Annotated in this window: 1 protein-coding gene; it reads left to right on the top strand. The window is 65.5% G+C overall.

Features of this window, described 5'->3' with window-relative positions; translation table 11 throughout:
• Positions 1-235 (top strand): methyl-accepting chemotaxis protein (locus tag VD17_RS32895; protein ID WP_046057194.1); only part of this gene is annotated, 235 nt, incomplete at both ends.

Genomic DNA, 235 nt, shown 5'->3' with positions numbered 1-235 from the left:
GGCACGCCAGGGCCAGCACAATCTGGACAACAGCCTGAGCCAGATCGACCAGTTGTCCGAGACCATCGGCCAGGCTGTCGAGGTGATCCAAAGCCTGGCCCAGGAAAGCACCCAGATCGGCAGTGTGCTGGAAGTCATTCGCGCCATCGCCGAGCAGACCAACCTGTTGGCGCTGAATGCCGCCATTGAGGCGGCGCGCGCGGGAGAACAGGGCCGCGGCTTCGCCGTGGTCGCC

It is taken from the genome of Pseudomonas fluorescens (assembly GCF_000968015.1).
In the GTDB taxonomy this organism is placed as follows: domain Bacteria; phylum Pseudomonadota; class Gammaproteobacteria; order Pseudomonadales; family Pseudomonadaceae; genus Aquipseudomonas; species Aquipseudomonas fluorescens_W.
The sequence above is the reverse complement of the archived record's forward strand: the minus strand, read 5'-3'. Positions and strand labels throughout refer to the sequence as shown.